23 protein-coding genes and 1 tRNA gene are annotated in these 25,673 nt (G+C 72.7%); 6 read left to right on the top strand and 18 right to left on the bottom strand.

Annotated elements, in window-relative coordinates; all coding sequences use genetic code 11:
• Positions 1 to 52 precede the first annotated feature (52 nt).
• Positions 53 to 1,222 carry a serine hydrolase domain-containing protein gene (locus tag ACN6LD_RS26825; RefSeq protein ID WP_445044513.1) on the top strand — a complete coding sequence of 390 codons (1,170 nt, stop codon included), beginning with the start codon at positions 53 to 55 and terminating at the stop codon, positions 1,220 to 1,222.
• 126 nt (positions 1,223 to 1,348) lie between these two features.
• Here the strand turns inward: ACN6LD_RS26825 and ACN6LD_RS26820 are convergent, their stop codons facing one another.
• The 3 genes from ACN6LD_RS26820 to ACN6LD_RS26810 all read right to left on the bottom strand — a co-directional run bounded on the left by ACN6LD_RS26820 (position 1,349) and on the right by ACN6LD_RS26810 (position 3,099).
• Positions 1,349 to 1,636: a DUF1876 domain-containing protein gene (locus ACN6LD_RS26820; protein WP_445044512.1), complete on the bottom strand. Its 288-nt coding sequence runs from the start codon at positions 1,634 to 1,636 to the stop codon at positions 1,349 to 1,351.
• A 129-nt stretch (positions 1,637 to 1,765) separates the two neighbouring features.
• Positions 1,766 to 2,611, bottom strand: coding sequence for an EamA family transporter (locus ACN6LD_RS26815; protein WP_445044511.1), 846 nt, complete (start codon positions 2,609 to 2,611; stop codon positions 1,766 to 1,768).
• The gene (locus ACN6LD_RS26810) at positions 2,608 to 3,099 is read right to left on the bottom strand and encodes a YbaK/EbsC family protein (protein ID WP_319192178.1); all 492 of its coding nucleotides are present in this window, start codon (positions 3,097 to 3,099) and stop codon (positions 2,608 to 2,610) included. Before ACN6LD_RS26810 ends, ACN6LD_RS26815 begins: the two co-directional genes overlap by 4 nt.
• A 305-nt stretch (positions 3,100 to 3,404) precedes the next feature.
• On the opposite strand from ACN6LD_RS26810, the gene ACN6LD_RS26805 reads away from it, so the two are divergent.
• Complete coding sequence (locus ACN6LD_RS26805; RefSeq protein ID WP_445044510.1) at positions 3,405 to 5,282, top strand: YncE family protein; 1,878 nt, start codon at positions 3,405 to 3,407, stop codon at positions 5,280 to 5,282.
• An 87-nt stretch (positions 5,283 to 5,369) separates the two neighbouring features.
• Here ACN6LD_RS26805 and ACN6LD_RS26800 read toward each other — a convergent pair whose 3' ends face one another.
• From ACN6LD_RS26800 to ACN6LD_RS26790, 3 genes are all read right to left on the bottom strand, one after another.
• The gene (locus ACN6LD_RS26800) at positions 5,370 to 5,963 is read right to left on the bottom strand and encodes a lamin tail domain-containing protein (protein WP_445044509.1); all 594 of its coding nucleotides are present in this window, start codon (positions 5,961 to 5,963) and stop codon (positions 5,370 to 5,372) included.
• A 307-nt stretch (positions 5,964 to 6,270) separates the two neighbouring features.
• A complete protein-coding gene (locus ACN6LD_RS26795) occupies positions 6,271 to 8,481 on the bottom strand; it encodes an MMPL family transporter (protein ID WP_445044508.1) in 2,211 nt (736 codons plus the stop codon).
• 149 nt (positions 8,482 to 8,630) lie between these two features.
• Positions 8,631 to 9,239, bottom strand: a complete 609-nt coding sequence (locus ACN6LD_RS26790; protein WP_319192062.1) for a TetR/AcrR family transcriptional regulator — start codon at positions 9,237 to 9,239, stop codon at positions 8,631 to 8,633.
• A gap of 196 nt (positions 9,240 to 9,435) precedes the next feature.
• Here ACN6LD_RS26790 and ACN6LD_RS26785 point away from each other — a divergent pair, with 196 nt between their 5' ends.
• Positions 9,436 to 12,744 (top strand): S41 family peptidase, encoded by a 3,309-nt coding sequence (locus tag ACN6LD_RS26785; protein WP_319192061.1) that lies wholly within the window; start codon positions 9,436 to 9,438, stop codon positions 12,742 to 12,744.
• A gap of 134 nt (positions 12,745 to 12,878) precedes the next feature.
• On the opposite strand, the gene ACN6LD_RS26780 is transcribed toward ACN6LD_RS26785, so the two are convergent.
• From ACN6LD_RS26780 to ACN6LD_RS26765, 4 genes are all read right to left on the bottom strand, one after another.
• On the bottom strand, positions 12,879 to 13,151 hold the full coding sequence (locus tag ACN6LD_RS26780; protein ID WP_319192059.1) for a hypothetical protein: 273 nt from the start codon (positions 13,149 to 13,151) through the stop codon (positions 12,879 to 12,881).
• 92 nt (positions 13,152 to 13,243) lie between these two features.
• Entirely contained in the window at positions 13,244 to 14,128 is an 885-nt protein-coding gene (locus tag ACN6LD_RS26775; protein ID WP_445044507.1) for an SDR family oxidoreductase, read from the bottom strand.
• Positions 14,125 to 15,000: an alpha/beta fold hydrolase gene (locus ACN6LD_RS26770; RefSeq protein ID WP_445044506.1), complete on the bottom strand. Its 876-nt coding sequence runs from the start codon at positions 14,998 to 15,000 to the stop codon at positions 14,125 to 14,127. The genes ACN6LD_RS26775 and ACN6LD_RS26770 overlap by 4 nt, the downstream gene beginning before the upstream one ends.
• Positions 14,997 to 16,508: a flavin-containing monooxygenase gene (locus ACN6LD_RS26765; protein WP_445044505.1), complete on the bottom strand. Its 1,512-nt coding sequence runs from the start codon at positions 16,506 to 16,508 to the stop codon at positions 14,997 to 14,999. The genes ACN6LD_RS26770 and ACN6LD_RS26765 overlap by 4 nt, the downstream gene beginning before the upstream one ends.
• A 134-nt stretch (positions 16,509 to 16,642) precedes the next feature.
• Here ACN6LD_RS26765 and ACN6LD_RS26760 point away from each other — a divergent pair, with 134 nt between their 5' ends.
• Positions 16,643 to 17,317 carry a MerR family transcriptional regulator gene (locus ACN6LD_RS26760; protein WP_445044504.1) on the top strand — a complete coding sequence of 225 codons (675 nt, stop codon included), beginning with the start codon at positions 16,643 to 16,645 and terminating at the stop codon, positions 17,315 to 17,317.
• A 94-nt stretch (positions 17,318 to 17,411) separates the two neighbouring features.
• On the opposite strand, the gene ACN6LD_RS26755 is transcribed toward ACN6LD_RS26760, so the two are convergent.
• Positions 17,412 to 18,215: an exodeoxyribonuclease III gene (locus ACN6LD_RS26755; protein ID WP_319192051.1), complete on the bottom strand. Its 804-nt coding sequence runs from the start codon at positions 18,213 to 18,215 to the stop codon at positions 17,412 to 17,414.
• A 133-nt stretch (positions 18,216 to 18,348) separates the two neighbouring features.
• On the opposite strand from ACN6LD_RS26755, the gene ACN6LD_RS26750 reads away from it, so the two are divergent.
• On the top strand, positions 18,349 to 18,831 hold the full coding sequence (locus ACN6LD_RS26750; RefSeq protein ID WP_266721177.1) for a GNAT family N-acetyltransferase: 483 nt from the start codon (positions 18,349 to 18,351) through the stop codon (positions 18,829 to 18,831).
• Between the two features lie 165 nt (positions 18,832 to 18,996).
• Here the strand turns inward: ACN6LD_RS26750 and ACN6LD_RS26745 are convergent.
• The 7 genes from ACN6LD_RS26745 to galU all read right to left on the bottom strand — a co-directional run bounded on the left by ACN6LD_RS26745 (position 18,997) and on the right by galU (position 24,881).
• Positions 18,997 to 19,070: transfer RNA gene (locus tag ACN6LD_RS26745), tRNA-Ala, on the bottom strand.
• Between the two features lie 80 nt (positions 19,071 to 19,150).
• Positions 19,151 to 20,611: a divisome protein SepX/GlpR gene (sepX, locus tag ACN6LD_RS26740; RefSeq protein WP_445044503.1), complete on the bottom strand. Its 1,461-nt coding sequence runs from the start codon at positions 20,609 to 20,611 to the stop codon at positions 19,151 to 19,153.
• Positions 20,612 to 20,889: 278 nt separating this feature from the next.
• Positions 20,890 to 21,510 (bottom strand): GNAT family N-acetyltransferase, encoded by a 621-nt coding sequence (locus tag ACN6LD_RS26735; RefSeq protein WP_445044502.1) that lies wholly within the window; start codon positions 21,508 to 21,510, stop codon positions 20,890 to 20,892.
• A gap of 17 nt (positions 21,511 to 21,527) precedes the next feature.
• Complete coding sequence (locus ACN6LD_RS26730; protein ID WP_319192047.1) at positions 21,528 to 22,085, bottom strand: MogA/MoaB family molybdenum cofactor biosynthesis protein; 558 nt, start codon at positions 22,083 to 22,085, stop codon at positions 21,528 to 21,530.
• Positions 22,082 to 22,561 (bottom strand): cyclic pyranopterin monophosphate synthase MoaC, encoded by a 480-nt coding sequence (gene moaC / locus ACN6LD_RS26725; protein ID WP_266721171.1) that lies wholly within the window; start codon positions 22,559 to 22,561, stop codon positions 22,082 to 22,084. The genes ACN6LD_RS26730 and moaC overlap by 4 nt, the downstream gene beginning before the upstream one ends.
• A gap of 86 nt (positions 22,562 to 22,647) precedes the next feature.
• Positions 22,648 to 23,973, bottom strand: a complete 1,326-nt coding sequence (glp, locus tag ACN6LD_RS26720; RefSeq protein ID WP_319192046.1) for a molybdotransferase-like divisome protein Glp — start codon at positions 23,971 to 23,973, stop codon at positions 22,648 to 22,650.
• The gene (gene galU / locus ACN6LD_RS26715) at positions 23,970 to 24,881 is read right to left on the bottom strand and encodes a UTP--glucose-1-phosphate uridylyltransferase GalU (RefSeq protein ID WP_057578796.1); all 912 of its coding nucleotides are present in this window, start codon (positions 24,879 to 24,881) and stop codon (positions 23,970 to 23,972) included. The genes glp and galU overlap by 4 nt, the downstream gene beginning before the upstream one ends.
• Positions 24,882 to 25,007: 126 nt before the next feature.
• Between galU and ACN6LD_RS26710 the strand changes: the two genes are divergently transcribed.
• The gene (locus tag ACN6LD_RS26710) at positions 25,008 to 25,622 is read left to right on the top strand and encodes a 5-formyltetrahydrofolate cyclo-ligase (RefSeq protein WP_445044501.1); all 615 of its coding nucleotides are present in this window, start codon (positions 25,008 to 25,010) and stop codon (positions 25,620 to 25,622) included.
• Positions 25,623 to 25,673: the final 51 nt, after the last annotated feature.

Raw genomic sequence — 25,673 nt, 5'->3', positions numbered from 1 at the left:
CTGGAGGGGAAGGCGCTGGAGTAGAAGGCGAACTGCGGAAGGGCGTGCGGGCGTGGACGTGAGCGGTGCGGTGGCCGAGGGCTTCGAGCCGGTCCGGGAGGCGTTCGCACGGAACTTCGAGACGCTCGGCGACCGGGGCGCGGCGGTCGCCGTCTACCGGGACGGCCGCAAGGTCGTCGACCTGTGGGGCGGCACGAAGGACGTCGACGGCACGGCCCCCTGGGAGCGCGGCACCGCCCAGATCGTGCGCTCGGCGACCAAAGGCGTGGTCGCCGCCGGCCTCCTGCTGCTGCACCAGCGCGGCGAGCTGGACCTGGACGCTCCCGTGGGAACGTACTGGCCCGAGTACAAGGCGGCCGGCAAGGAGCGCACCCTCGTACGGCATGTCCTCGCGCACCGCGCGGGCGTGCCGGTCCTCGACCGGCCGCTGACGCCCGCCGAGGCCGCCGACCCCGACATCGGCGCGGCGGCGGTCGCGGCGCAGACCCCGGTCTGGGAGCCCGGGACGGACCACGGGTACCACGCGCAGACCTACAGCTGGCTGGCCGGCGAGCTGGTGCGGCGGGTCACCGGGCGGCCGGTCGGCGAGTGGATCGCCGACGAGATCGCCCGGCCGGTCGGCGCCGACCTGTGGCTCGGACTGCCGGCGGCGCGGCGCGGGCGGGCGGGGCGTGTGGGGAAGGTGGAGGCGCCGGCGCAGACCGGCGCGCTGAGAACCCGGCCCAAGCCCGCCGTCACCGCCGCCTACGCCGATCCGGCCTCCCTCACCCGGCGCGCCTTCGCCGCGATCACCCCGCTGCCCGACGAGAACGACGCCGCGTACCGGGCCGCCGCCCTGCCCGCCTCCAACGGCATCGCGACCGCCGAGGGCCTGGCCCGCTTCTACGCTTCGCTGATCGGCGAGGTGGAGGGCGGGGTGCGGCTGCTGCGGCCGGAGACGGTGGAGCTCGCGCGCGGCGAGCAGTCGTCGGGACCGGACCGGGTCCTGGTGGTGAACACCCGGTTCGGCCTCGGCCCCATGCTGCACGGCGCCGCCTCCCCGCTGCTGTCGCCCCGCGCCTTCGGCCACCCGGGCCGTGGCGGCGCCCTCGGCCTCGCCGACCCGGAGTCGGGGATCGCCTTCGCCTATGTCACCAACGGCTTTCGCACGAGCGTGACGGCGGACCCGCGGGCGCAGGCCCTGCTCCGGGCGCTGCGGACGGCGACCGCGACGACTGCGTGACGCCGGCGGTGGCGGTCGCGGTGGCGGCAGCCGCGACCGCGGCGTCGAAGCCGACGCCTGTGCCTATGCACGTCCCTATGCATGTGCCCATGCCTCCGCTCACGCCCACACCGACGTCGGCGGCGTCTACACGTTGATCGAGTGCGACGTCCGTCCCGAGGCGTCGTCGATCTCGGTGTGCGCCTTGGTCAGCAGCTGCATGGCGATCTCGTTGAGCGCGCGGGCGCCGGCGATCTCCTCGCCTACCCGGGGCTGGTCCACGTCCACGGTGTGCCGGCTGGCGTGCCCCTGGGACCGCACCTCGGTCCCGTCGGGCAGCCGCACCAGCGCGGCTGCGCGCGTGTGCCGGTCGTCCTCCTCGAACTCCAGCTCGACATGCCAGCCGACTGCGGTGCGCGTTGCGGTGCGGGTCATGACGGTCACCTCCGAAGCCTCTGGTTCCAGGGTGCTCCTCGGAGCGGACGGCCGCACCCAGCGGACGGCCACCAGCGGACGGCCGCACCCAGCGGACGGCCACCAGCGGACGGGCCGGGCCGAGGGGCGTCAGCCGGGGTGGAGCATCAGACCGATGCCGACGACCAGCAGCCCGGCGGCGACGAGACGGGGCGCCCCGAACCGCTCCTTGAAGAACAGCGCCCCGATAGCGGCCCCGACCAGGACCGACGACTCGCGCAGGGCGGCGACCAGGGCGAGTTCGGCGCGGGTCTGCGCCCACAGCACGAGGGCGTACGCGAGGACGGACAGGGCCGAGCCGAGCAGGCCGAGGGCGGCGAAGGGGCGCAGGGCGGCGAAGGTCCGCCCGCGCCACCGGTGGGCCGCATAGGCCGGGACCACGGCTCCCTGCACGGCCATCAGCCAGGCGATGTATCCCAGGGAGGAGCCCGAGGCGCGGACGCCGAGGCCGTCGACGACCGTGTACGCCGCGATGGTCGCCCCGGTCGCGAGGGCGGCCCCGATCGCCGCCCGGTCGGGCCGCGGCCCGCGCAGTCCCCACAGGGCCACGCCGGTCAGCCCCGCGCAGGACAGCGCGATCCCGGCGGCCGCCCGGCCGTCGGGCGCCTCGTGCGCGAAGACGGCGGCGAGGACGGTGACGACGAGGGGCGCGGAGCCGCGTGCGAGCGGGTAGGCCTGCCCGAAGTCGCCGAGCCGGAACGACCGCATGAGCAGCGCGTAGTAGGCGATGTGGATCACCGCGGAGCACAGCAGGTACGGCCAGGCGCGGGCCGCCGGGAACGCGGTGAACGGGGCGAGCGCGAGGCCGATGAGCATCCCGCCGCCGCTGATGAGCGCGAACCCGGCGAGCTTGTCGGTGATCCGGTGCGCGATGGCGTTCCAGCCGGCGTGGGTGACGGCGGCGAGCAGGACGGCAGCGGTGACCAGCGGGGTCACGCGGTGCGTTCGCGGACGTCCACGAGGGCCGCGCCTGCGTGGTGGATCAGGGCGTCGGGGGCGATGGGGAAGACGGCGTGCGGATCGCCGGCGGCCGCCCAGACGACGCCGTGCGCCAGGAGGCCCCGGTCGGCGAGGACACGCGTGCGCGTGCGGTGTCCGAAGGGCGGCACTCCGCCGATCGCATACCCCGTCGTCTCCCGAACGACGTCGGCGGCGGCCCGGGTCACACGCTGCGCGCCGAGTTCCTGCCGTACCCGCTCGACGTCGACCCGGGAGGCTCCGTCCATCAGCACGAGGACCGGCGCGCCGTCCGCCGCGAAGACGAGGGACTTGCAGATCTCGGCCGGTGCGCAGCCGATCGCGGCGGCGGCCTCGGCGGCGGTGCGGGTCGCGTCGGGGAAGCGGCGGACTCGCGGGGTCAGCTCGTCGAGGCCGAGCTCGCTCAGGGCCTGGGCGAAACGGGGGTGGGCGCCGGTGGTCGTCATGCGCGGCACGCTAGCGAGGGCTGCGCCGGGCACGCGAGCAGGTTTGTCCGGTAAGTGTCCCGGGCGGGGCGGAAATCCCGTCCCTGTTGTCATTGGCATGCCATACGCTGCTGCTCTGCCGCGTTCACGCGCCCGCTGCGGGCGCGAAGGGGGGACGCAGGCGTTTCATCACGCCCGGCGGACACACCGGGCTCTTTTTCCTGGGGGTTCCCATTTCTGTGCGCAGGCGCAGCATCTCGGTCGCGACGACGCTCGCGGTCGCTCTCAGCTCCGCGGTACTCGCCGCGGGTTCTGCGGGAGTGGCCGTGGCCGACTCCGCCAACATCCTTCCGGTGGAGTCGGTCGGCGACATGGTCGTGGACGGCGCCCACCAGCGGGTCTACGTCTCCGACCCGCGCGGCGGCAAGATCGTCGTCACCGACTACGCGGGCGCCGTCAAGGCGACCCTGACCGGGCTGTCCGGCGTGAGCGGCCTCGCGCTGTCCGCCGACTCCGGGCACGTGTACGCGGCCGTCACGAACGGCAGCAGGATCGTCTCGGTGGAGACGGGGACGTACACCGAGACCGCCAGCTACCCGGTGGGTGCGGCTCCGGGCGACCTGGAGGTCGTGGACGGCCGGATCTGGTTCGGCTACGGCTCCGACTTCGGCTCGCTCGACGTCTCCGGCGCCGAACCCGTCGTCCGCCTCTCCCAGCGCGGGGACGGCGACTTCTCCGGCACCGCGCTCCTGGGCGCCGACCCGGCCGTCCCGGGCGTCCTGGTGGCCGGCAGCGGCGGCCGGGTCGCCGTCTACGACCTCTCGGCCGACGGGGCCACGCTGCGGGCCAAGGGCGACATGGACGGGTCCGTGAAGCAGCTGGACCTGACGCCCGACGGCAAGCAGGTCCTCACCTCGTGGGGCTCGCCCGGCTTCGGCTACGGCATCGGCGCCTACTCGGCCTCCGACCTCGCCGAGCAGTCCGGCTACCCCATCGACGCGTACCCGAACGCCGTGCGGGTCGCATCCGACGGCAGCATCGCGGGCGGCAGCTTCTCCTGGTACGACCCCGACGTCCACATCATCCGGCCGGGCGCGACGACGCCGGTGCGCGAGTACGACTTCCCCAACACCGGCAACAGCAGCGGCGCCGACACCCTCGTCGACGGCGCGCTCGCCTGGGCGCCGGACAGCAGCCGGGTGTTCGCGGTCTCCGTGAACACCGCGGACGTCTTCACCCTGCGCGCGCTGACGGACCCGACCAAGGAGGTTCCGGCGCTGAAGGTGACGGCTCCGGTCAAGGCGGAACGCGCCAAGCAGCTCACCGTCACCGGCAGACTGACCTCGGCGACGCCGCTTCCGGCCGGCACCGCCCTCAAGGTGACCCGGGCGGACCTGGAGTCGCCCGGCGGCAAGGTCCTCGCCCCGGTCAAGACCAAGGCCGACGGCTCGTTCGCGTTCACGGACGTCCCGCCCGCCGGCGGCAAGGTCACCTACCGGGTGTTCTTCGCGGGCGACGCCGGCCACGCGGCCACCGTCGGCTCCGACGTGGTCGCCGTCTCGCGCAAGGCGACCGCGCTCAGCGTCACCAACAACGGCAAGCTGTACGCGTACGGCAAGGACGTCACGTTCACGGCGCACCTGGGCGCGACGTACAAGAACCGCACGGTGGCGATCTACGTCGACCCGGCCGGCTCCGACAAGCCCAAGAAGCTGGTCAAGAACGCCAAGGTCAACTCGCAGGGCAACCTGTCGGTGGTCGTCGACATGACCCGCGACACGGCGGTCACCGCCGTCTTCGCGGGCGACTCGCGCAGCGCCGACAAGACCGCGAAGTCCACCGCGGGCGCCTACGCGAAGGTGTCGACCGCCGTCTCCCGGCACTACAAGACGGGGCGGATCGGCTCCACGACGTACTCCTACTTCCGCAAGAACACCGACCCGCTGTTCACCACGACCATGAACTACTACGCGGGCCGCCAGCAGCGCCTGCAGGTCCAGGTCTACTACCAGGGTTCCTGGTACGACTCCGGGTCCGAGTACTTCCCCGTGGGCGCCGACGGGAAGTCCGCCGTCACGCTGGAGGCGCCCGGCGAGGCGGGCATCCGCGCCCGGATCCGCTCGTCGTACATCGACGGCTCCTCCGGCGACAACGTCAACGCGACGACGCACGGCGCCTGGAAGTACATCGCCTTCACCAACTGAGCACGGGCCGCGGGAGGATCCGCGGCATGACACGGCGACGCGCCCGCCCCGGAAGGGGTCGGGCGCGCCGCGCGTGATGGGTCCGGGTCAGTGGCGGTCGTTGCCGTGGTGACGGTCGTTCCCGTGGTGACGGTCGTTGCCGTGGCCGCGGTCGTTCCCGTGGCGGCGGTCGTCGCCGTGGCCGCGGTCGTTCCCGTGGCGGCGGTCGTCGCCGTGGTGACGGTTGTGGCCCCAGGACTCCTGGTCCACGCGGCGGCCGTGGTCGTCGCGCAGGGTGGCGGTGTCGGAGCGGTTGTCCCACACCTCGCGACGGCGGTCCTGGTACAGGTCGGTGCGGGTGTCGCGGCCGATGCCGGTGTGGACGCGCACCGTGGAGCGCGGGGCCAGACGGTAGTTGCGGAAGGTGTACTTGTCGCCGCGGTCGTCCGAGAGCGTCCACCCGTCCAGGTTGACGGCGTGACGCGTGGTGTTGGTCAGCTCCACCCACTCCTTGTTCAGGGAGAAGGCCGAGCGGTCGTCGCGACCCGGTGCGTCGTAGTGCACGGCGCTGATCTCCACCTGCGACCGGTTCGGACGCGAGGCGGCGGTGGCCGACGCCGGCAGTGTCGCCGCTCCGGTCACAGCGGCGGCGATGATCGCGACGGCGGTGAGACGACGGGCGGAAACAGAGGAAACGGACACAAGGTCTCCTTGCTTGGTGCGGTGTGCGGCCCCTCGGCCGCAGAACCAGATTGCCCACCCGGCCCGCCCCAAGTGGCTCAATACCGCTGCACGTTACGAATCATGCACATTCCGGTGACAGTAGCCTTCCATGTCCATCTATGTCCTGAACACACCGGATCCGTTGGGCCACCGGCCCCGTGCGGCCCGAGCGCGTGACGCCGTCACCCGATAGTGGGTCACGAAACGGGTCGTGAAGAAAAAAGCCGGTGAGGGCGCCCCGTCCCCACGGAGCCCTCACCGGCGGTCTTTCGGACGGTCCGACGTGTCAGACGCGGACCAGTTCGCGGTCCTCTTCGCCCGCGTCGGACGAGGTGCGCAGCCCCTCGCCCTCGACGTCCACGTTGGGCAGGGCGCGGTCCAGCCACTTCGGCAGCCACCAGGCCCGCTTGCCGAGCAGCGCGAGCACCGCCGGGACGATCGCCATGCGGACGACGAACGCGTCGAAGAAGACGGCGATCGCGAGGCCGAAGCCGATCATCTTGATCATGGACTCGCTGGAGCTGATGAAACCGCCGAACACGGCCATCATGATGACCGCGGCGGCGGCCACCACCCTGGCGCTGTGCCGGAAGCCGGTGACCACGGCCTGACTCGGGCTCTCGCCGTGGACGTACGCCTCCCGCATCCGGGTCACGAGGAACACCTCGTAGTCCATCGCGAGGCCGAACACCACGCCCACCATGAAGATCGGCATCATCGACATGATCGGGCCGGTCTCCTCCACGCCGATCAGGCCGCCGAGCCAGCCCCACTGGAAGACCGCGACCACGGCGCCGAGCGCGGCGAGCACGCTGAGCAGGAAGCCGAGGGCCGCCTTCAGCGGGACCAGGACGGAGCGGAAGACCACGATCAGCAGCAGGAAGGCCAGACCGACGACCAGGCCCAGGTACGGGATCAGCGCGTCGTTGAGCTTCTGCGAGAAGTCGATGTTCATCGCGGTGGTGCCGGTGACCAGCACCTGCGCGCCGGTGTCGGCCCTGACGTCGGCGCCCTGGTCACGGATGGCGTGCACCAGGTCCTCGGTCTGGATCGAGGACGGCTTGGAGCCGGGGATCACGGTGATGGTGGCGGTGTCGCCGGCCTTGTTGAACATCGCCGGGGTGACCGTCGCGACGTCCCCGAGCTTCTTGATCCCGTCGGTCACCGAGGTGGCCGCGGCCTTGGGGTCGTCGCTGTTCGCGGCGTCGACCACGATCATCAGAGGACCGTTGAAACCGGGTCCGAAGCCCTCCGACAGCAGGTCGTAGGCCCGGCGCTGCGTGGTCGACGTCGGCTGCGAGCCGTCGTCGGGCAGACCCAGTTCCAGCTGGGTGGCGGGGACGGCGATCGCACCGAGACCGACCACGCCGAGCAGCAGCACGGCGGCCGGACGGCGGATGACGAAGCTCGCCCAGCGGACGCCCAGGCCGGGCTTGGTCCGCTCGTCCTGCTCGCCCTTCGCGGCGGTCGGCCTGCGCTTCTCGCCGGTGGGCCTGACCTTCCTGCCGGCATAGCCGAGCAGCGCCGGGATCATGGTCAGCGCGATGAGGACGGCGACCACGACCGTGCCCGCCGCGGCGAGGCCCATCTTGGTCAGCATCGGCACGTTGACGACCGCGAGGCCCGCCAGGGCGATGACGACGGTGAGGCCGGCGAAGACGACGGCCGAGCCGGCGGTGCCGGTGGCGCGGCCGACCGCCTCCTCGCGGTCCCGGCCCTCGGCGAGCTCGCCGCGGTAGCGGGAGACGATGAACAGCGCGTAGTCGATGCCGACGGCGAGGCCGATCATCAGCGCGAGGGTGGAGGTGGTGTCGCCGAGGTCGAGCGCCTTGGCGAGGGCGGTGATGGTGGAGACGCCGATGCCGACGCCGATGATCGCGGTGAGCAGCGGCAGCCCGGCCGCGACCAGCGAGCCCAGGGTGAGGACGAGGACGACGGCGGCGATCGCGAGACCGATGACCTCGCCGATCGCACCCGGCTCCGCGCCGGCCTGGAGGGCGTCGCCTCCGACGTCGACGGTCAGCCCGGTGGCCCGTGCCGTGTCGCCGGCCGCTTCCAGGGCGTCCCGGGTCGAGTCCTGCAGCTCCATGCCGGGGACGTCGTACTTGACGGAGGTGTACGCGACCGTCCCGTCCTTGCTGACGGCGTTCGTCGTGAAGGGGTCGGTGACGGAGGTGACCTCGGAGCCGTCACGGAGGGCCTTGACGGTCTTGTCGACGGTCGCCCGGTTGGCGGCGTCGGTCATCTTCTGCCCTTCGGGCGCCTTGAAGACGATGCGCCCGGTCCCGCCGTCGGCGCTGGCTCCGGGGAAGCGCTGTTCCAGCAGGTCGAAGGCCTTCTGGGCCTCGACTCCCGGTATGGAGAAGGAGGTTGTCCCGGCGGCGGGCGCGGAGGCGGCGCCGACGCCGGCGAGGGTCAGCAGCGCCACCCATATGAGGGCGACGAAGTGGCGGCGGCGGAAGGCGAGCCGGCCGAGTCGGTAAAGGAACGTGGCCACGGAGGCGTACTCCCGGTCAGGTCGTGGTGTAGGGGCCGCGGTTCCGGCACGGGCCCCGGGGGCAGGGTTGACCAACCCGGCGGGGAGGCAGGGGTGATCGGCCCGACGACGTGAGCGGTGACGTCAGGTTGGGCGGACCGTGGGGACGGTCAGACGGCGGGATTCGGCGCGCAGAGGGCGGGGAGCACCACGGCGTCGATGTACGACAGGAGGAATGCCTGCGTCGGGGGCTGCTCGTCGAGCAGTGTCCGGGCTGCGAACGCCCCGATCATCATGTGCATCACGAACTCAGTCGCGGGGTTGTCCGCGCGGACTTCCCCCCGGTCGATCGCCCGTGACAGCACCCGGCGGAACTCGGCCAGCTCCGGTTCGATGAGGTGTTCCTTGAACGCCTTCAGCAGGTCCGGGTTGTCGTGGACGGCCATGGCCAGCCCTCGCATGAGCGCGGAGTTCTGCTCCATCTGGCAGTCGTCCGAGCGCAGGGTGAGGGCGTGCATGTCGCCTCTGAGCGACCCGGTGTCGATCGCGTCGACGGAGCCGCCCGGCTTGCTGTGCCGGACCGCCTTCGCCACCAGTTCGGGCTTGCCGCCCCACTGGCGGTAGAGCGTCGCCTTGCTGGACCTGGTGCGGGCGGCGACGGCGTCCATGGTGAGGGCGTCGTAGCCGACTTCACGGAGGAGTTCGAGCACGGCCTCGTACAGCTCGGCCTCACGCTCGGGAGTGATGCGGCTGCGACGCGCCGTCGAGACCTCGGTCATTCCGCTCACCTTCCCACTCCGCACCGCCACAGTCTCCTGTTTCGTACACGCCGAATGTAGCGCATCCCGCTGCGAAACGAAACAGTTTCGTACGTGTCGTGGCTCACGCGGTCTCCAGGTGATCGTCCACGTGATCGTCCGCGACGCGCCTATGTCATAAGTTGCTCCGGTCCATCCCCCGGAAAAGCATGGGGAGGTGAGCTATCTGCGTCTGCCCCATCTCAGCGGTGACCTGTTGTGCTTCGTGGCCGAGGACGACCTCTGGCTGACCCCTCTCGACGACCCGGGGCGGGCCTGGCGGCTCACCGTCGACCGCACCAAGGCCGGGCACCCCCGCTTCTCCCCCGACGGCCGCCACATCGCGTACACGACCTGGCGCAGTCTCGTGCCGGAGATCCACGTGGTCCCGGTGGACGGCGGTCCGGGTCGGCGCCTCACGTACTGGGGCAGTTCCGACACCCAGGTCCGCGGCTGGACGCCCCCCGACGCGGACGGGAACGCCGACGTCCTCGCCGTCGCCTCCCACGGCGAGCCGTTCTCCTACTTCACCTGGTCCTACAAGGTCCCCACCGACGGCTCGCCCGGCCGCAAGCTCCCCTGGGGCCCCGTCTCCGACCTCCAGGTCGCCGACCTCGACGGCGAGCGCCGCACCCTGCTGCTCACCGGCACTCCCCCGCACGAGCCGGCCGCCTGGAAGCGCTACCGCGGCGGCGCCACCGGACGTCTGTGGCTGCACGGGCGGCGCCTGCTGGAAGGCCTCGACGGGCACCTCGCCTGCCCGCTCTTCGTCGGCGACCGCATCGCCTTCCTCTCCGACCACGAGGGCGTCGGAAACCTGTACTCCTGCGCCCACGACGGCTCCGACCTGCGCCGGCACACCGACCACGACGCCTTCTACGCCCGGCACGCCGCCGGCGACGGCGCCCGCGTCGTCTACCAGTGCGCGGGCGAGCTGTGGATCGTCGACGACCTCGCCGCCGGCTCCGCGCCGCGCCGCCTCGACGTGCGCCTCGGCGGGCCGCGGGCCGGACGGCGGCCGTACCAGATCCCGGCCGCCCAGCACGTGGACGGCATCTCCGTCGACGAGACCGGACGGGCGAGCGCCGTCGTCGTCCGCGGCAGCCTCTACTGGCTCACCCACCGGGACGGGCCCGCCCGGACCATCTGCGACACGCCCGGGGTTCGGGTGCGGCTGCCGGAGATGCTCGGCTCGGGCGGCCAGGTCGCCTACGTCACCGACGCGGACGGCGAGGACGCCGTCGAGATCGCCTACCTGCCGCGCGCCAGCGGCGACCGCGCGCCGCGCCGGCTGGCCGCCGGGAGGCTCGGGCGGGTCCTCGAGATGGTGTCCGACCCGGAGGGCGAACGGCTCGCGATCGCCTCGCACGACGGCCGGCTGCTGCTCGTGGACGTGAGCGAGGACCCCGAGGACGGCTCCCCCGCGGAGCCCGGTGAGGACGGGGTCACCGAGCTGATCGCCTCGGTCAACGGTCCCGTCCGCGACCTGGCGTTCTCGCCGGACGGCAGCTGGCTGACCTGGTCGCACCCCGGCATCGGCCGTTCCCTGCGGCAGATCAAGATGGCCCGCGTCCCGGGCGTGGCGAAGGGCGAACGGCTGATCGTCGACGTCACCGACGGACGGTTCGAGGACGAGAACCCGGTCTTCACCCGGGACGGCCGCTACCTCGCGTTCCTGTCCTGGCGCGGCTTCGACCCGGTGTACGACGTGCACACCGGCGACCTGTCCTTCCCGCTGGGCTGCCGCCCCTACCTGGTGCCGCTGTCCTCGGCCACCCCTTCGCCCTTCGCGCTGACCCCGGAGGGCCGTCCGGCCGCCGGCGGGCTGGACCCGCTGCAGGACGGCGAGGGCGGTGAGGCCGGCGACGGCACCGTGACCGTCGAGGCCGAGGGGCTGGAGAGCCGGGTCACCCCCTTCCCCGTGCCGGCGTCCAAGTACTCCGCCCTGTACCCGGTCGCGGGCGGCGGACTGGTGTGGCTGCGCTGGCCGATCTCCGGCGCGCTGGGCGAGACGTTCGCGAACCCGGACGACACCAGCGGCCGTCCGACGCTGGAGCACTTCAGCATCGGCAAGGCCCGCAAGTCCGAACTCGTCGACCACCTCGACTGGTTCGCGCTCAGCGGTGACGGCACCCGGCTGGTCGTCGTCGACGAGGGCGACCTGCGGGCGGTGCCGTCGGCCGAGACCGGGGACCCGGACTCCACGGTCTGGATCGACCTGCGGCGCATCCTGCACGAGGTGGACCCCGGCGCCGAATGGCGACAGGCGTACGAGGAGGCCGGCCGGCTGATCCGCGCCTACTTCTGGGACCCCGGGATGTGCGGCATCGACTGGGACGCGGTGCTCGACCAGTACCGCCCGCTCGTCGAACGCGTCGCGTCCCCGGACGAGTTCGCGGATCTGCTGCGCGAGGTGCTGGGCGAACTCGGGACCTCCCACGCCTATGTCACCGCCGCCCGCCGCAACGAGGGACCGCCGCACTACCAGCGCCTCCAGGGCCTGCTGGGCGCCAACCTCGTCCGCCGGGACGCCGGCTGGGCCGTCCGCCGGATCCTGCCCGGCGACTCCTCCGACTCCAAGGCCCGCTCACCGCTGGCCGGCACCGGCATCCGCGAGGGCGCGCTGCTCACCCACGTCGACGGCCGGCCGGTCGACCCGGTGACCGGCCCGTACCCGCTGCTGGCCGGGGCCGGCGGCACCACGGTCGAGCTGACCTTCGCCCCGGCCGAAGGCGAGGCGGGCCGGGCGCGCCGGGTGGCCGTCGTCCCGCTCGTCGACGAACGCCCCCTGCGCTACCAGGACTGGGTCGCCAAACGCCGAGCCGTCGTACGCGAGTTGAGCGGCGGCCGCTGCGGCTACCTGCACATCCCCGACATGGGCGGCTCGGGCTGGGCGCAGTTCAACCGAGACCTGCGCATGGAGGTGTCCAGGCCCGCGCTGATCGTGGACGTGCGGGGCAACGCGGGCGGCCACATCAGCGAGCTGGTCGTGGAGAAGCTGACGCGCACCATCCTCGGCTGGGACCTCACCCGCAACGCCCAGCCGGTGTCGTACGCCTCGAACGCGCCGCGAGGTCCGGTGGTGGCGCTCGCCGACGAGGCGACCTCCTCGGACGGCGACATGATCGCGGCCGCGTTCAAACTGCTGAAGCTGGGCCCGGTGGTAGGCCAGCGCACATGGGGCGGCGTGGTCGGCATGACCGGCCGCCATCAGCTCGGCGACGGCACCGTCATCACCGTCCCGATGAACGCGGCCTGGTTCGACGCGTACGGCTGGTCGGTGGAGAACCGGGGCGTCACCCCCGACCTGGAGGCCCTGCGCACCCCGCTCGACTGGGCCGAGGGCCGGTACGCCCAGCTCGACGACGCCGTGCGGCTGGCTCTCGACCTCCTCGCCCTGACACCCCCGGCGACCCCGCCGGACCTCACCGACGTCCCCGACCGGTCCCGTCCGCGACTGCCGCCGCGCCACGGCGCGCAGAGCTGAGGACGGGAGGCCGGGACGCAAGGCCCAGACGCGCCGCCCGGACGCATCGCCGAGAAGCAACGCGCTCGGGGCGCCCCTCCGCAGAAGGGCGCCCCGAGCAGCCGGCCTGGGCCGACTCGACTCATAAGCAACGACTACATGTCGTAGTCGTGCGCGAGACGGTCGTCGTCCTCGCGCCGCATCCGCTCGGTGTCCTGACCGGGACGCTCACCGGGACGCTGACCGGAGCGCTCGCCCGGGCGCTCACCGGGGCGGTCGCCCGAGCGGTCCGCGGGCCGCTCGCCGGGGCGCTCGCCCGGGCGCTGCTTGCCGCGCTGCTGGACCTGCTCCTTGGCCTGCTGGGCCTTCTGCTTGGCCTGCTGCGCCATGTGCTCGGTCTGGTCCTGGAACTTGTCCTTCATACCCATGTGGGTTCACTCCTGTAGGAGATGAGGGGGTTCGAGGCCCCTTGGTGGGGCCTCGACCAGATTCACACGGGCGGTCACGGTGCGCATGTCGATCAACTACGCTGCGTAGCCCTCGTCTCCTCGTCGGCGGACCCGCCCGCGCCCACCAGCCCCGTCCGCATCCCCTGCAGCCGGGGCGCGAACCGCCGCATCTCGCGCTGTCCGACGGTCCCGATGAGACCCGGCAGATATCCGCGCACGCCCTGCATGCCGCGCAGCCATCCCTGCCCGTACACGTGCGCCGAACGCCGCTCGATGCCGGCCACGATCCGGTCGACGGCCGGGCCGAGCGGGTACGTCTTGTTCGCCGGCCAGGGCAGCCGCTGGCGCAACTCCCGCATCACCTCGTCCTGATCGGCCCCGCGCACCATGTCGGTGTCGGTCCACGACAGGTAACCGACGCCCACCCGCACGCCCTGGTGGCCGACTTCGGCGCGCAGACAGTGCGCGTACGCCTCCACGCCCGCCTTGGACGCGCAGTACGCGCTCATCATCGGCGCCGGGGTGATCGCGGCCAGCGAGGCGATCTGCAGGAGATAGCCGCGGCTCTCCTTCAGCAACGGCAGGAAGGCGCGCGCGGTGACCGCCGAACCGATCAGGTTCACCTCGACGACCCGCCGCCACGACTGCGGATCGGAGTCGGCGAACGGACCGCCGTTGGCCACGCCCGCGTTGGCGACCACGAGGTCCACCTTGCCGAAGCGCTCCTTCACCTCCGCCGCGACCCGGGTCATCGCCTCGTGGTCGGTGACATCGGCGTGCCAGTGGTCGCTGTCGCCGTGCAGCCGCTCGGAGACCTGCTTGAGCGCGTCCGGCTCCAGACCGACCAGCGCGATCTTCGCGCCTCGCGCGGAGAGCTTGCGGGCCAGCAGCTCGCCCACGCCGCGCGCGGCCCCCGTGACGACGGCGACCTGTCCCTCGAGGCTCACCCTGCTCATGCGCCCTCCTTCAACTGCGAGTAGGTGCTGACGAGTTCCCGGATCCGTCCGGTGACGAGACCGGGCGCCTCGACCGGTGTCATGTGGCCGAGGCCGGGCAGTTCGGTGACGCCCAGGCAGTGCGGCAGCGCCGCGGCGATCCGGTGGGCGTGCACCGGCGGCGTCAGCCGGTCGCCGGTGCCGACGATCAACGCCGTCGGCACGCTCAACTCCCGTACGCGGTGGTCGAGGTCGAGCAGACTCAGCACGCGGGACCAGGCGTGGCGCACCTTGCGCGGGCAGGCGTGCACGATGCCGGCGCAGGCGTCCACCATGTGCGGGGCCGAACCGGCCCCCATCGTGGCGTACTTGAGGATCCGCTTCGCGACGGGCGTGACCGGCCCGAGGGGCGCCCTCGAGCCGAGGACGTGCCCGGTCAGCCAGGTCCGCAGCCGGCCGGCCCGCAGGGGCAGCACCGTGGACTCGGCGACCAGCCCCGAGGCGCCGGTGCTGCACAGCAGGACCGCCGCCGCATGCTCCCGGAAGGCGTCCCCGGTGGCCGACGCGAGGATCGTCATGCCGCCCATGGAGTGCCCGGCGATCACGGCTTTCTCGCCGCGCGCGAGCGTCGCGGTGAGCACCGCCTCCAGGTCGTCGGCCAGCGTGTCCGTGCTGCACGCCCCACTCGCCGGGGTGCGGCCGTGGCCGCGCTGGTCGTAGGCGATGACGCGGTGGTCGGCGGCGAGGTCCCGGATCTGGTCCGCCCAGAACGCGGTCGAGCAGGTCCAGCCGTGCGCGAGGACGACGGCGGGCGCGCCCTGCGGCCCGTACACCTCGACGTGCAGGGACGTGCCGTCGGCGGAGACGGCGGTCAGGTCGCGGCGGGCGCTCACGCCGTCACCCCGCTGTCCGCGGTGCGGGGGCCGGCCGGGGCCACGGGCGCGCGCAGGACCTCGTACTCGGCGAGGTCCACCTCTCGCGTCGCCCGCCGGAACTCGGAGGTCGTGCCCGGCCAGACGGTGGTGTTGCGGCCGTTCGCGTCCAGGTACCAGCTGGTGCAGCCGCCGGTGTTCCACACCGTGCGCCGCATCCGGTCCTGCACCCGGCGGTTCCAGGCGTGCACGGCGCTCGGGCGGGCGTCCAGGGCCACCCGGCCCCCGAGGACGTCCATCCGGCGCAGATAGTCGGCCAGGTAGTTCAGCTGGGACTCGATCATGAGGATCATGGAGGAGTTCCCGAGGCCCGTGTTGGGGCCGATGATGGTCATCCAGTTGGGGAAGCCCGCGGCGGAGGCGCCGCGCAGGGCCTCCATGCCGTCCTTCCAGCTCTCCGCCAGCGTCCGCCCGTCGGCGCCCACCACCCGGTCGGCGATCGGCATGTCGGTCACGTGGAAGCCGGTGCCGAAGACGATCACGTCCGCCTCGGCCTCGCTGCCGTCGGCGGCGACCAGCGTGGACCCCCGCACCTCGCTCAGCCCGCTCGCGACGACGTCCACGTTGGGCTGCGCGAGGGCCGGATAGTAGGCGCTGGAGAGCAGGATCCGCTTGCAGCCGATGCGGTAGTCCGGGGTGAGCCTGGCCCGCAGGGCGGGGTCCTTGATGACTCGGGCCATGTTCTGCCGGGCGAGCTTCTCGACGAGACCGAGTTGGTTCGGCCGCTTGGTGAACGCCCCGACCTGCAGCTCCCGGATGCCCCACAGCAGCCCGCGGCGCGCCTTGGCGGTGACGGGCAGGGCCCGGTGCAGGGCGCGCTCCGCGCTGCTGATCGCCCGGTCGACGCGGGGCATCACCCACGGCGGGGTGCGCTGGAACAGCGTCAGCCGGGAGACGTCGGGCTGCAGCGCGGGCACGATCTGGATGGCGGAGGCGCCGGTGCCGATCACGGCGACGCGCTTCCCGGTGAGGTCGGCGTCGTGGTCCCAGCGGGCCGAGTGGAAGACCTCGCCGGGGAAGGAGTCGAGGCCGGGGATCTCGGGGACCTTCGGGTCGGACAGCGGCCCGGTGGCCGACACGACGACGTCGGCGAAGTAGCGCCCCGCGCTCGTCTCGACGTCCCAGCGCAGCTCCTGCGCGTCCCAGGTCATCCGCAGCACCTCGGAGTCGAGCCGCAGGTGCGGCCGCAGCCCGAACACGTCCGTGACGTGCTCCAGATAGGCGCGGATGTGCTCCTGCCCGGAGAAGGTGCGCGGCCAGTCGGGGTTCGGGGCGAAGGAGAAGGAGTACAGGTGGGAGGGCACGTCGCAGGCGCATCCCGGGTAGCTGTTGTCCCGCCAGGTCCCGCCGACGCTGCTCGCGCGTTCCAGGATCACGAAGTCGGTGATCCCCTCCCGGCGCAGCCGCACGGCGGCCCCCAGCCCGCCGAAGCCGGACCCGATCACCGCCACCCGTACGTGTGGGGTCATCCCGACACCTCCTGCCGTGCGACTCTCGCGACTCTGCCAGTGAATACTGGCGCAATGGGAGCGTAGAGCAGCTCCGTACCGATGGGTAGGCCCTGGGAAGGAAAGTTACCCGCGGTACAACATAGGCTTCGGCCGTGACGGAGAAGAGGGAGTACCGAACGGAGGAGCTGGCCGCGAAGGCCGGCATCACGGTGCGCACCCTGCGCTTCTACCGCGAACGCAAACTGCTCGCGCCGCCCCGCCGCGAGGGCCGCATCGCCTGGTACGACGACCACCACCTGGCCCGTCTGCGCACCATCGCCGCCTTGCTGGAACGCGGCCACACCCTCACCGGCATCGCGGAGCTGGCGGACGCCCTCGACCAGGGCCGCGACGTCGCCGAGCTCATCGGCGTCGGCGGCCCCACCGAGGAGGAGCCGGTCCGCCTCACCCCCGAGGAGCTCGCCGCCCGCTTCGAGGGCCAGGCCACCCCCGAGAACCTCGCCGCCGCCCTCCAACTCGGCTACCTGGGCACCGACGGCGACGAGATCGTCCACATCAGCCGCCGTCTGCTGGACGTCTCCACCGCCCTGGTCCGCGAGGGCATCCCGCTCGCGGAGGTACTGGCGGCGGGCGTCCGCGTCCGCGCCCACGCCGACGCGCTCGCCGAACTCTTCACCGAACTGATCCTCCGCCACGCCACCGAAGAGGAACTCCCCCGCCTGCGCCCGCTGGCCCGCAGCGTCGTCGAGGCGGAGGTCTCCCTCGCCATGGACCGACGGCTGCGCAAGGAGCCGCCGGAAGCCAAGAACGACGGCGCTCGGCCCTAGGTGCATTGATCACGAGCGGGCATCTCACGCCCCACGGCCCACAAGTGGACGGCCCGATGGCGTCGCGGTCCGCGGCGCCCGACGCCCGTCCTCGTCACAACGCGAAGACCACGGTCACCGGGGCATGGTCCGACCACCGTTCCTCATGGCTTGCCGCGCGTTCCACGACCGTCTTGACGGCCCGCGCCGCAAGACCGGGCGTCGCGACGGCGAGGTCGATCCGCCAACCGGAGTCGTTGTCGAAGGCACGCCCACGGTACGACCACCACGTGTACGGGCCCGTCGCCTCCGGGTGGAGTTCGCGGACGACGTCGACGTAGCCGCCGTCCGTCGGGGTGAGGACGCGGGTGAGCCAGGCGCGCTCCTCGGGCAGGAAGCCGGAGCTCTTGGCGTTGGCGCGCCAGTTCTTCAGGTCCGCCTGCTGGTGGGCGATGTTCCAGTCGCCGCAGACGAGGACCTCGCGGCCGTCGGCGGCGGCCCGAGCGCGCAACTCCTTGAGGTACGCGAGGAACTCGCCCATGAAGCGGAGCTTCTCGTCCTGCCGCTCGGTGCCCACCTCGCCGGAGGGCAGATAGAGGGAGGCGACCGTCACACCGGGCAGGTCGGCCTCCAGATAGCGGCCGGACCCGTCGAACTCGGACGAGCCGAAGCCGACGCGGACGGCGTCCGGCTCACGGCGGGTGTAGAGGGACACGCCGGCGCGGCCCTTGGCTGCGGCCGGGGCATGGGTGACGTGCCAGCCCTCGGGAGCCCGGACCGCCTCCGGCAGTTGCTCCGGCTCGGCTCGCACCTCCTGCAGGCACAACACGTCGGCGGAGGTGTCCGCGAGCCACTCGACGAAGCCCTTCTTCGCGGCGGCGCGGAGCCCATTCACGTTCACAGAGGTCACGGTCAGCACCCGGGCACGATACCGGCCGCAGAGCGCCGCGCCGGACCTGGTCCCGATCCCGGCCCTACGGGGCCGCGGGGCATGGGGCCACGGACACGGGGACGTCGAAGGTTCCGTTGTGCCTACACGTACTGTGTTCGGCGTGAGAATACGTCCGGTCCCCTTCGACCATCCCGACGCGGTCAAGCTCAACGACGAGGTCCAGGCCGAGTACCACGAGCGCTACGGCGACGGCGGCGACGCCACCGTCCTCGCGCCCGCCGACTTCCAGCCGCCGCGCGGCGTCTATCTGATCGCCTACGACGAGGCCGACCGCCCGGTCGCCACCGGCGGCTGGCGCAGCCAGGACGAGAACGGCGAGGGCAACCAGGACGGCGACGCCGAACTGAAGCGGATGTTCGTGGTCCGGGACATGCGCGGACGCGGCCTGGCGCGGCGGATGCTCACCGCGCTGGAGGAGAGCGCGCGGGACGCGGGCCGTGTCCGGATGGTGCTGGAGACCGGCACCGAACAGCCGGAGGCGATCGCCCTGTACACCTCCAGCGGGTACGAGCCGTGCACGAAGTTCGGCTACTACCGCGCGTACGACGCGAGCCGCTGCTTCGCCAAGCCGCTCGCCCCGTGAGGCCGCTCGCCCGCTGAGGGCGCTCGCCGCCCCGGACTTCCTCCGCGCCTGGGGCCGCACACGCGGCCTCAGGCCCCGCCCCGGGCGGCCGGTTGCCGCACTTCACCGCCGTACGACATGGCCAAAGCCCCGGTCGGGAATCCCGACCGGGGCTTTGAGCTGCAGTGGACCTGTGGGGATTTGAACCCCAGACCCCCTCGATGCGAACGAGGTGCGCTACCGGACTGCGCCACAGGCCCTTGCAACGAGTGAAACTCTAGCATCCCCGTCGGCGTGCTTGGAAATCCGTTCCCCGAGGCCGGGGGCGGGGAGCCGGAGATCATTCGTTGGCGGCCCGCGGCCGCTCGCCGTCCTCGTACTGGTCGAACAGCGGGGTGCGTCCGCGCTCGCGGGAGCGCCGGGCCGAGGCCGCGCGCCGGGCGTCGCTGCGTTCGCCGTCCTCCTCCGCGCCCCTGTCCTCCCCGGCCGCGTCGTCCCGGGCACGGTCGGGGTCGTCCGATCCGCTGCCCGTCGCGTCCCCGGCGTCCCCCGTGTCGTGCTCGGGGGCGACCGAACTGGAGCGCGCCGAGCTCCAGGCGTCCGCCGCTCCGAGATCGACGTCGGAGGTCGCCCGGGGCGCGACCGGGGCGGTCACGTACGTCGGCAGCGGCACCGGGACCGGGTCCCAGCTGTCGCCGTGGCCGGGGCGGCGCTGCCGCTCGCGCTGCTGGTCGATCCACTCCGCGTGGTCGGTCTGTTCGACGAGCGCCCTGCGGTCCGCGGCGAGCGCCAGCAGTCCCGGGTCGGTCTGCGGTTCGGGACCCGCGTGGGGTTCCTCTGCGCCGGCGTCGGGGCCGGGGTCGGCGGACGACGCGTTCACCGGAGCGGGCGCGCGCCTGCGCGGCTGACGCTCCCGCAGCCGCTGCGCGGCGACCTCGGCGCGCCTGCGGTCCATCTGGAACGCGAAGCGGCGGCGCTCCTGGGCGCGCAGGTGTCCGATGTACGCGCTGAGCAGGACGGCGGGCACGGCGGGCGCCCAGAGGAAGGCGAGACCGCCGACCGCCGCGACGATCGCGCCGATCGTGAAGGCGAAGAAGAGCATCACGGTGGTGCGCCGGCGGCGGGCGAGCGACTTCGAGCGCTGGGCGCGGGCTGCGGCCGCCTGCGCGGCGGCCCCGCGCCGGGCGTCCGGCACCCGCCTGCCCGCGGCAGCGGAGCCGTGGGCCGAGCCCCCTTCACGGGCGGCGGCGGAAGCCGTGCCGGAGGCGGCGGACGCATGACCCGCGGAAGCATGGCCTGCGGACGCGTGGTCGTGCGTCTGCCGGGCGTTGTGGTCGCGCTGTTCCCGGGCGGACCTGCCCGCCTGCTCGCGCACCGGTTCGCGCACCGGTTCGCGCACCGGTTCGCGCACCTGCTCACGGGACTGCTCCCGCGCCGGTTCCGAGCGGCCTGGCGCTCGCTCCTGGCCGCGATCCGCGCCGCGATCCTGGCCGCGTTCATGGACGTGCGACGTCACCTGCGGACGGGTCGGGGGCATGGCGAAGGACCGGACGTCCACCGACTCGGTGACGGCGTCCGAGGCGTCGGCGACGGGCTCCCCCTCCTCGGTGGAGCGCGACTTCAGGTCCCTGGCGTACCGGCGCTCCATACCCGCCCGTCCGGACAGCAGCCGGATGGCGGTGCTGAAGCGTTCCGTAGGACGGGCCTCGTTCAGCTCGTCCTGCCTACGGAGCCACATAGGCACCAAGTAGGCGGCCCAGGCCCCGACGATGACTGCGTAGATGAGGCCGCTGCTGCTCACGCCTCACACGGTAGAGGGGTTTGCGTGAGGCCATCCGCCAATTGAGTCGGTGTGTCGCACGATCCGGCTGATATTTCGAACTTTTTTTGTGACCGATGCGATCAGCAGGCCGCCGAGGGCGCGAATTCCCCGCCCCAGACGGTCAACCTTCGATCACTTTCGAACATTTATTCAATTTCCCGGACCCCGGCGATTCCCGTCGGCATTCCCCGGTGTTCGGATTCGGCCGTTCGGCGTCAGAGTCTCGGGATCGGGCGCTCGGCGTCGGGCGCTCGGCCTCAGGCGTTGCGGTGGTCGCGGGGCACGCTGGTGGAGCGGGTGCGCCGCCACCGGCTCAGCAGACCCTCCGCGACCTCCTCCGCCGTCAGCGCGAACACGAGGTGGTCCCGCCAGGCCCCGTCGATGTGGAGATAGCGCGGCCGCAGCCCTTCCTCGCGGAATCCGAGTTTCTCCACCACCCTGCGGCTCGGCCCGTTCTCGGGCCGAATGCAGACCTCGATGCGGTGCAGTCCGACGGTGCGGAAACAGTGGTCGACGGCGAGCGCCACGGCAGTCGGCATCACTCCCCGGCCGGCCACCGACTCGTCCACCCAGTAACCGACGTGCCCGGAGCACATGGAGCCCCAGGTGATCCCCGCGACGGTCAACTGCCCGACGAGTCGCCCCTGGTACTCGATGACGAACGGCAGCATCCGTCCAGCGTGCGCCTCGGTGCGCAGGTGCCGGACCATCTGACGGTAGGTCGGCCGGTGCGCGATCGGTCCGCTCGGCGCGGGCGGCGGGATGGTCGCCTCCCAGGGGCGCAGCCAGTCCCGGTTGCGCCGGTTGACCTCGCGCCAGACCCGCTGGTCGCGCAGCTTTATCGGCCGCAGGACGATGTCGCCCTCTACCAGTTCCACGGGCCAGGACGGGCTGTTCAGCTCGCACCTCCCCGGCTCGGTCCGGGGTGGTCGCCGCCCCGGATCTGGTCGACGGCGTGGATCAGCAGGGGCTCGAGGACGGCGAGGCCGTCCTTCACCCCACCGGTCGATCCCGGCAGGTTGACGATCAGTGTGCCGCCCGCCACGCCGGCCAGGCCGCGGGAGAGCGCCGAGGTGGGCACCTTGTCACGGCCGTACGCCCGGACGGCGTCGGCGATGCCCGGGATCTCCAGGTCGAGCACCGCGCGGGTCGCCTCCGGCGTGCGGTCGGTGGGCGAGACACCGGTGCCGCCGGTGGTGACGATCACGTCGTAGCCCGCCTCGACGCCGGCCCTCAGCGCGGCCTCGACCGGGTCGCCGTCCGGCACGACCTGGGGGCCGTCGACGGCGAAGCCGAAACCGCGCAGGCCCTCGGCGACCAGTGGGCCGCCCCGGTCCTCGTAGACGCCCGCTGCCGCGCGGTTGGAGGCTGTGACCACCAGCGCGCCGTACGGCGCGAGCAGCGCCGACCCCGCGTCGCCGGCCGACGCGCCGGGGTTCGCGTCCTGTGTCATGTCCGGCTCCAGTCGCCCGACTTGCCGCCCGTCTTCTCCTCCACGCGCACGTCCGTGATGACCGCTCCCTTGTCGACCGCCTTGACCATGTCGATCACGGTGAGCGCGGCGACGGAGACCGCGGTGAGGGCCTCCATCTCGACGCCCGTGCGGTCCGTCGTCTTCACCGTGGCGGTGATCTCCACGGCGTCGTCCGCGACCGACAGGTCCAGTTTCACACCGGAGACGGCGAGAGGGTGGCACAGCGGGATCAGGTCGGGAGTGCGCTTGGCGCCCATGATGCCCGCGATCCGCGCGGTGGCCAGCGCGTCACCCTTGGGGACCCCTTCGCCGCGCAGCAGCTCCACCACGCGGGGCGAGACGAGGACGCGCCCACTGGCCCGTGCGGTGCGGGAGGTGACGTCCTTGCCGGAGACGTCGACCATGCGGGCGGCGCCCGCGTCGTCGATGTGCGTCAGTCGGTCCTGCGTACTCATGGTCGTGTGGCGCTCCCGGTCCGGGCCCGGCGCGGTGCGGCGCGGAGGCCTGTTGTGCGCGACACGGTACCCCCAACCAGGAGGCCTCAGCCGAGGAGGACCACCTCGACGTCGGCGCCCGGCTCGACGGACTCCGTGTCCTCGGGGACGACGATCAGCGCGTCGGCGTGCGCGAGGGCGGCGACCAGGTGGGAGCCGGCGCCGCCGACCGGGCGGACGGCGCCGTCGGCGTACGTGGCGCGCAGGAACTGTCTGCGGCCCTTCGGCGAGGTCAGCGCCTTCTCGGCGGTCAGTTTCGCGCGCGTGGTGGGACGGTGGACGTCCTCGAGTCCCATGAGGGTGCGGATGGCGGGCCGCACGAAGAGCTCGAAGGAGACGTACGACGACACGGGGTTGCCGGGCAGGGCCAGCAGGGGGGTGTGGTCGGGGCCGACGGTGCCGAAGCCCTGGGGTTTGCCGGGCTGCATGGCGAGCTTGCGGAAGTCGACGCCGCCGCCCTCCTCGTCCTCGTCGCCGACGTGCTCCAGGGCCTCCTTGACGACGTCGTACGCGCCTACGCTGACCCCGCCGGTGGTGACCAGGAGGTCGGCGCGGACGAGCTGGTCCTCGATGGTGGAGCGCAGGGTGTCGGCGTCGTCGGCGACCGCGCCGACCCGGTAGGCGATGGCCCCGGCGTCGCGGGCGGCGGCGGTGAGGGCGAAGCTGTTGGAGTCGTAGATCTGGCCGCTGCCGAGCGGCTCGCCGGGCTGGACGAGTTCGCTGCCGGTGGACATCACGACCACGCGGGGGCGCGGGTGCACGCGCACCGAGCCGCGGCCGATCGCGGCGAGCAGGGCGATCTGGGGCGGGCCGAGGACGGTGCCGGCTTCGAGGGCCCGGTCGCCCGCCCGCACGTCGCTGCCCTTCGCGCGGACGTGCGCGCGTGCCGGCGCGGGCCGGTACACAAGCACCTGTCCGGAGGCCTGCTCGGGGGCGAGGCTGCGGGCCCGCATGCCGCCCACCGGGCCCTCGCCGAGCCCGCCGTCGGTCCACTCCACGGGGACGACGGTCTCCGCGCCGCCCGGCAGCGGGGCGCCGGTCATGATCCGGGCGGCCTGGCCCGGCCCCACGTGCAGCAGGTCGGCCTGGTGTCCCGCCGCGATGTCCCCGACGACGTCCAGCGCCGCGGGGAACTCCTCGCCGGCTCCCGCGATGTCCGCGACCCGTACCGCGTAGCCGTCCATGGAGCTGTTGTCGAAGGGCGGCAGCGAGACCGGCACCATGACGTCCTCGACGAGCACGCAGCCCTGGGCGTCGGGCAGTTGCAGCTCGATGGGCTCCAGCGGGCGGACGGCGGCGAGGATGTCGTCCAGATGCTCGTCGACCGACCAGAGTCGGTCCTGGCCGGCGGGGCGGGGCGCGGCGGTGCTCAAAGTTGCTGCATCTCCTCGGTGACGTAACGGCGAAGCCAGGACCGGAAGTCCGGACCCAGATCCTCACGTTCGCACGCGAGTCTGACAATGGCACGGAGATAGTCGCCGCGGTCGCCGGTGTCATAGCGGCGGCCCTTGAAGACGACGCCGTGGACCGGACCGCCGACCTTCTCGTCCAGCGCGAGCTGCTGGAGGGCGTCGGTCAGCTGGATCTCGCCGCCGCGGCCGGGCTCGGTCTCGCGCAGCACGCCGAACACGCCCGGGTCGAGCACATAGCGGCCGATGATGGCGTAGTTCGAGGGGGCGTCCGCCGGGTCCGGCTTCTCCACGAGGCCCGTCACCTTGACGACGTCGCCGTCCACCGTGGTCTCCACGGCCGCGCAGCCGTAGAGGTGGATCTGCTCGGGGGCGACCTCCATGAGGGCGACGACGCTGCCGCCGTGCTGCTCCCGCACCTCGATCATCCGCCGGAGCAGCGGGTCGCGGGGGTCGATCAGGTCGTCGCCGAGCAGGACGGCGAACGGCTCCTGACCGACGTGCGGGGCCGCGCACAGGACGGCGTGGCCGAGGCCCCTGGGGTCGCCCTGGCGGACGTAGTGCATCGTCGCGAGGTCGCTCGACTGCTGCACCTTGGCGAGCCGCGCGGCGTCGCCCTTCTTCTGCAGGGCCGACTCGAGTTCGTAGTTGCGGTCGAAGTGGTCCTCGAGGGGGCGCTTGTTGCGGCCGGTGACCATGAGGACGTCGTCGAGGCCCGCGGAGACGGCCTCCTCGACCACGTACTGGATAGCGGGCTTGTCCACGACCGGCAGCATCTCCTTGGGAGTGGCCTTGGTCGCCGGCAGGAACCGGGTGCCGAGACCGGCTGCAGGGATGACAGCCTTGCTGATCCGTGGGTGCGACTGAGTCATGGCGGCAACACTATCCGGTGACTTTGAGAGGAATCTGTGACTCTGCTCAATTCATGATCATATGAACATATTGAAGCTGTGCGGGAGTGCCGCGTGAGCGGTGCGCAAGCGGTGCGGGAGCATCACATGAGCCATCTCGAAGGCGAACCGGAGCCTGACAAACGTACGTTGCGGCGGGGTTTCCTCGCCGCGCGGAACGCGTTGACGACCGACGACGTGCGCACGGCGGCCCTCGCGCTGGCCGAGCGCGCGGGAGAGCTGCCCGAGTTGGCGCACGCGCGCACGGTGGCGGCGTACGTCTCCGTGGGCGGCGAACCCGGCACCCTGACGCTGCTGGACGCGCTGCACGCGCGGGGCGTGCGCGTCCTGCTCCCCGCACTGCTGCCGGACAACGACCTGGACTGGGGCGCCTACGCCGGGGAGGGCTCGCTCGCGCCCGTCCGGCACGGCGGCCGGACGGCCCTGCTGGAGCCGGCCGGCGAGCGCCTCGGCCCGGACGCGGTGACCGGCGCCGACGTGGTGCTGCTGCCCGGCCTCGCGGTCGACGCGGGCGGCATGCGGCTGGGGCGCGGCGGCGGATCGTACGACCGCGTGCTGGCCCGGCTGGCGGCCGCCGGCGCACGTCCCCCGCTGGTGGTGCTGCTGTACGACGACGAGGTCGTCGAGCGGCTGCCGGCGGAGGCGCACGACCGGCCGGTGCACGCGGTGGTCACGCCGTCCGGGGTGCGTCGCTTCGTCTGAGACGACGACGGGCCCTCCACGCGCGCGTGGAGGGCCCGTCGTCCGCCGAGT

Source organism: Streptomyces sp. SAS_272 (genome assembly GCF_052543235.1).
The sequence above is the reverse complement of the archived record's forward strand: the minus strand, read 5'-3'. Positions and strand labels throughout refer to the sequence as shown.

Coding starts and splice junctions, on each gene's coding strand:
- ACN6LD_RS26820 (WP_445044512.1), bottom strand. CDS start 1,636: ATGACCCGCACCGCAACGCGCACCGCAGTCGGCTGGCATGTCGAGCTG.
- ACN6LD_RS26810 (WP_319192178.1), bottom strand. CDS start 3,099: ATGACGACCACCGGCGCCCACCCCCGTTTCGCCCAGGCCCTGAGCGAG.
- ACN6LD_RS26790 (WP_319192062.1), bottom strand. CDS start 9,239: ATGACCGAGGTCTCGACGGCGCGTCGCAGCCGCATCACTCCCGAGCGT.
- ACN6LD_RS26780 (WP_319192059.1), bottom strand. CDS start 13,151: ATGGGTATGAAGGACAAGTTCCAGGACCAGACCGAGCACATGGCGCAG.
- ACN6LD_RS26775 (WP_445044507.1), bottom strand. CDS start 14,128: ATGAGCAGGGTGAGCCTCGAGGGACAGGTCGCCGTCGTCACGGGGGCC.
- ACN6LD_RS26765 (WP_445044505.1), bottom strand. CDS start 16,508: ATGACCCCACACGTACGGGTGGCGGTGATCGGGTCCGGCTTCGGCGGG.
- ACN6LD_RS26730 (WP_319192047.1), bottom strand. CDS start 22,085: ATGACACAGGACGCGAACCCCGGCGCGTCGGCCGGCGACGCGGGGTCG.
- moaC (WP_266721171.1), bottom strand. CDS start 22,561: ATGAGTACGCAGGACCGACTGACGCACATCGACGACGCGGGCGCCGCC.
- galU (WP_057578796.1), bottom strand. CDS start 24,881: ATGACTCAGTCGCACCCACGGATCAGCAAGGCTGTCATCCCTGCAGCC.
- ACN6LD_RS26710 (WP_445044501.1), top strand. CDS start 25,008: ATGAGCCATCTCGAAGGCGAACCGGAGCCTGACAAACGTACGTTGCGG.